3 protein-coding genes and 1 tRNA gene are annotated in these 4678 nt (G+C 46.2%); 1 reads left to right on the forward strand and 3 read right to left on the reverse strand.

Annotated features, from left to right (window positions below; genetic code table 11):
• Positions 1-225: 225 nt before the first annotated feature.
• From galK to QVO39_RS01075, 3 genes are read right to left on the reverse strand one after another with little or no spacing between them, the layout of a single operon-like run.
• Entirely contained in the window at positions 226-1383 is a 1158-nt protein-coding gene (gene galK, locus QVO39_RS01065) for a galactokinase (protein WP_021902647.1), read from the reverse strand.
• Positions 1384-1390: 7 nt separating this feature from the next.
• Complete coding sequence (locus tag QVO39_RS01070; RefSeq protein ID WP_021902648.1) at positions 1391-2833, reverse strand: MFS transporter; 1443 nt, start codon at positions 2831-2833, stop codon at positions 1391-1393.
• 32 nt (positions 2834-2865) lie between these two features.
• Complete coding sequence (locus QVO39_RS01075; protein ID WP_288171359.1) at positions 2866-3918, reverse strand: aldose epimerase family protein; 1053 nt, start codon at positions 3916-3918, stop codon at positions 2866-2868.
• A 535-nt stretch (positions 3919-4453) separates the two neighbouring features.
• Here QVO39_RS01075 and QVO39_RS01080 point away from each other — a divergent pair.
• Positions 4454-4535: transfer RNA gene (locus QVO39_RS01080), tRNA-Leu, on the forward strand.
• The last annotated feature ends 143 nt before the right edge of the window (positions 4536-4678 follow it).

Consider the following 4678-nt stretch of genomic DNA (forward strand, 5'->3'; position numbering starts at 1 on the left):
GTACGACACCAAAATACCGCCATTATTCGAATGATAATAAGTTCTATGTGTAAGTTTAATCAATTTTTACGAGATAATGATTTTAACTAAACTTGAAATCATTGTTGATTTGATATTTTTTTCTAGTAATTGAAGTTTCTTATGGGTACTTGCATTATTTACTAATAAGGGCTTGCCAAATCAGTGATTGGCAAGCCCTTAAACTAATGATCGTGGAGTAAAGGGTTACTCGATACGGCGAGCACCGTCGGAGATAACCACGTTGTATACCTTAGGTTCGTGACCAAACTTCTTGGCAAAGCGTTCCTTGGCAGTCTCTACAAAGAGGTCTTGAAGCTCTTCCTTTACTAAGTTGATGGTGCAACCACCGAAGCCACCACCCATCACTCTCGAGCCAGTTACTCCGCACTCCATGGCTATCTCATTGAGGTAGTCAAGCTCTTCGCAGCTCACCTCATAGAGTTGGCTCATACCTTTGTGCGTTTCGTACATCTTCTTGCCCGCTGTCTCGTAATCGTCCTTCTCAAGGGCTTCCGAAACGTCCAGTACGCGTTGGATCTCCTCCACCACATACTCTGCACGCATATAATCTTCGTCCGATACCTTTCCCTTGTAGCTCTCAAGTAGCTCCATAGATACATCTCTTAGGAAGGTTACCTCGGGGTGATCCTTCTGGATTACCTCTACCACACGCTCGCAAGAGTGGCGGCGGTCGTTGTAGGCACTATCAGCAAGATTGTGCTTCACTACAGTATCGAGTAGCACCAACTTATACCCATCTGGGTGGAAAGGAAAGTACTTATACTCCATGCTGCGGCAGTCAAGACGCATCAGTGTCCCCTCCTTGCCGTGGATAGAGGCAAATTGATCCATGATGCCACACTTTACCCCTACGTAGTGGTGCTCGGTACGCTGACCCACTTTGGCAAGCTCCATCTTTTCGATCTTCTTCTCACCAAATAGTTCGTTGATTGCGGTAGCATAGCAACTTTCCAATGCTGCTGATGAAGACATTCCTGCCCCTAGAGGCACATCGCCAGAGAAGGCGGTGTTGAAGCCTTTTACCTCTACCCCTAGCTTCTCCATCTCTTTGCAAACGCCGTAAATGTACTTTGCCCAACTGGCGGTGGGGGCCTCGGTATCAGTGAGATCAAACTCTACATAGTCCTTGAGGTCAATGGCGTAGGCCCTTACCTTTTGGGTGCCATTGGGCTTGATCTCTGCCAAAATACCTTTCTCTACCGCTCCTGGAAATACAAAGCCTCCATTGTAATCGGTATGCTCACCGATCAGATTGATTCGCCCTGGGGCAAAGTAAATGTATCCTGTGGAGCCATCAAAGTGCTTGATAAAACGGCTCCTTACAAATTCTATATCTCTCATATATTCATTACATTTCAGTGGTGACCCCTGTATCTGTTTTCTTTACCTTGTGTCCGGAGATAGCGTAGTAAAGGATAAATAGCTCACCCAGTACTACAAAGAGCCAAGTGGGGTTCCAGCTTCCGATAGCAGACTTGAGGATTCCCTGAATTACTGGGAATAGAGCTCCACCGAAGCATCCCATCATCAGCACACCTGACGCCTTGGAGGTGTATCTGCCTAGACTATCGATAGCAAGTGCAAAGATAGCAGGCCACATGATGGAGTGGAAGATACCCACTCCGCAGAGGAACCAAGGTATCTTGGTGATCATTGCTAGCACAATCAGAAGGATGGCACCCGACGCTGCAACCAACAGTTGGAGCTGTGCACTCACCTTGTTGAGGAAGCTACTTGCAAATCGGCCAACCAATAGGCCACCCCAGTAGAGTGAAGCCATCAAGGCAGCATCCTTAAGGGCAAAGCCGAGGTCGCCCTGAGCAAATAGTACCACGTTGGCACCAACGCACACCTCTACTCCTACGTAGCAGAATAGGGCAATCAGACCTAGTTTGAGGTGACTAAAGCTCCAAACACTCTCTGGCAGATACTCACTCTTGCCACCTCCACCTGCTACCTCTGGTAGGTGAATCTTGGTGAGTGAGAAGGCCAATGCTGCTACGAGCACTAGGAGAACTAGGAAGGGGATGTATAGGCTATTGAGGCTAATATCTAGCCCGTCCTTGCCACTAAAGATCACATAAGCTACAAAGATTGGCCCTAGTGTGGTCATCAATGAATTACCTGTACCTGCAATGCTCTGGCGCTGAACACCTGTAGTGCCTTTCACATCGCATGCAACGATGTAAGGATTGATCACCGCCTGTAGATAGGTGAGTGCCGTACCAGCAACAAAGGAGCCTAGTAGGAATACCCAGTAGGCCACTGGAATCACCATTCCCTTGGTGTAGAGTAGTCCATTGTACTCTCCATTCACCTCTTGGACTTGGAAGTTGCCAGTCAGAGCTGCTTGAGTCTGGGCTGCCTGAAGTGCGTCACCAGGAGCTATGCCCTCTTGCTTTGTGAGGTCTTCAATGCCTCTTGCCTCATCAATAAATCCTTGGAATTTATTGATATCTACATTGTCAAATACCCATGCAGAGCTCATGTAGATTAGAAATGAGATGCAGAGGATGCTCAGCCCTAGTAGAAGGGCGGGCTTGTAGCCTTTCTTGCCAATATAATTGGCACTTGCTGGTCCCATCACTAGGTAAGCAAGGAAAAAGGCGAAGTTGAGAGAAGTCGCTAGTGTGTCGGCATTGGCGCCACCTAGCAGTAGGTAAGCAGCCTTCATAGGGGCTTGGAACTGCTGATTGAGATTGGTAATCAATCCCACCAATGCCATCAAAACTACCATGATGATAAAAGGCACCAGGTAGTTTTGCTGTGTCTGTTTAGTTGTTGTTGTCATTGGAATTAGTCTATTATTAAGGTATAAATATATTACTCGATGGTGTTGAAGCTAAAGATAGTTTGGCTTCTAAAGGTCTCGCCTGGCCGGAGTAGAGTAGAGGGGTACTCTGGCTTATTGGGACTATCAGGATAGTGTTGTGTCTCAAAGCAGACTGCTGAGCGTGCTGGGTATCTGCTGTCGCCCTTGCCACGCATATTTCCGCTCATCCAGTTGCCTGTATAGAGTTGCATTCCTGGTTGGTCGGTCTTAATCTTCATCTCTATGCCACTCTTAGGACTAGAGCAGACGGCACAAAGTCCCATTTCACCTAGCGGTTTATCTAGGATAAAGGTGTGGTCGTAACCCCTTGCCCAATTGAGCTGATCTATATCGGTATCTATCCGCTCACCAATAAGGCGGGGCTCTATAAAATCAAAAGGAGTGCCGGCTACCGCTTCAGGCTTTCCGTAGGGAATAGCCGTCTCATCGGTTGGTAGGTACTCCTTTGCATTGATCAAGAGTGTGTGGTCGTGTACCGAAGGATCGCCCTCTCCAGAGAGGTTGAAGTAGGCATGGTTGGTGAGGTTGAGCACCGTTGCCTTGTCGGTCGTTGCTTCGTAAGCGATAGCAAAGTTGTTGGTGACAGGGCAGAGACCATAGGTCACCTGCACCTTGAGTTCGCCTGGATACCCCTCCTCTCCATCTTTCGATATGTAGGAGAGAACCAACTCTGAAGCCGATGCCTGTTCCACCGTCCAAACCACGCTATTAAATCCCTTCTTGCCACCATGGAGGGCATTAGGTCCATTATTGATGAGCAATGAGTACTCCTCACCATCAATGGCAAACTTTCCCTTGGCAATTCTATTGGCATACCGTCCGCAGATAGCACCAAAGTAGGCCTCTTCACTCTCAATATAATCTTGCAGACGGTCATGCCCAAGCACAATGTCTACTTTCTTTCCCTCTCGGTCCGGTACCCTTATGGCTACTATCTTAGCACCAAGGTTGAGGATATCTATCTCTATCCCATTGGCATTGCTGAGGGTGTAAAGTGCTACCTCCTTACCATCTACCCTCCCCTTAAATCTCTCTTTATTCATATCCTTTAATTGAAAAGCCTCGTCCATCGCATTCTAATTTAGATGAACTGCTGGCTCTGAATAAGATTATTAATTAAGCTTCGCATCAAAGATAACTTTTTTTCTTTAGATATCGCTCCTCTTGGTAGTACAATTTGCTTCTTTGCTCCTTTTCTTCTTGTTGCTTGGTTCTATCTTGCTCTTCTGACAAGCCTCTGCTAGTGGGCATCCAGCACAAGCTGTTGGCACCTCCTTTTTTTGTGGCTTCAACATTTTCCAAAGGTGGCGACAGACTAAGAATGCCACTAAGGCAATGATTATATATGTAATGAGAGTTTGCACCATATCACTTAAATTGATTATTCTCCAAATCTTCTTACTACTCACAAAACTACCCATTTATTCGCACACCCCCTATCCCTTTTTATGATTAATAGTATTAAGTTGGGACTTTTAGCCAAGAAATAATGGTGGATATTTGGTGGATTAAAAATTTATTGCTACCTTTGCAGAGCAAAATCAAAAGGATACCTTCTTTGAGAGTTAGACCTTTTTTGCGGCTGTGGCGTAATTGGTAGCCGCGCTAGACTTAGGATCTAGTGGAGCAATCCGTGGGGGTTCGAGTCCCTTCAGCCGCACACTATACGTGTTGTTTTTACGTTTTAGTAGATTGTAAGTTTTTGGTTTTGGTTGCTCTGAGATGTTTCATCCCAGAGCTTTTTTTTATGCCTTCTTATTAACGAGGTGCTATTGAACTATCTGGTTTTGCCTATGAACGGTA

Origin of the sequence: Porphyromonas sp. CAG:1061 (genome assembly GCF_000435035.1) — a bacterium.
In the GTDB taxonomy this organism is placed as follows: Bacteria; Bacteroidota; Bacteroidia; order Bacteroidales; family Porphyromonadaceae; genus Porphyromonas_A; species Porphyromonas_A somerae.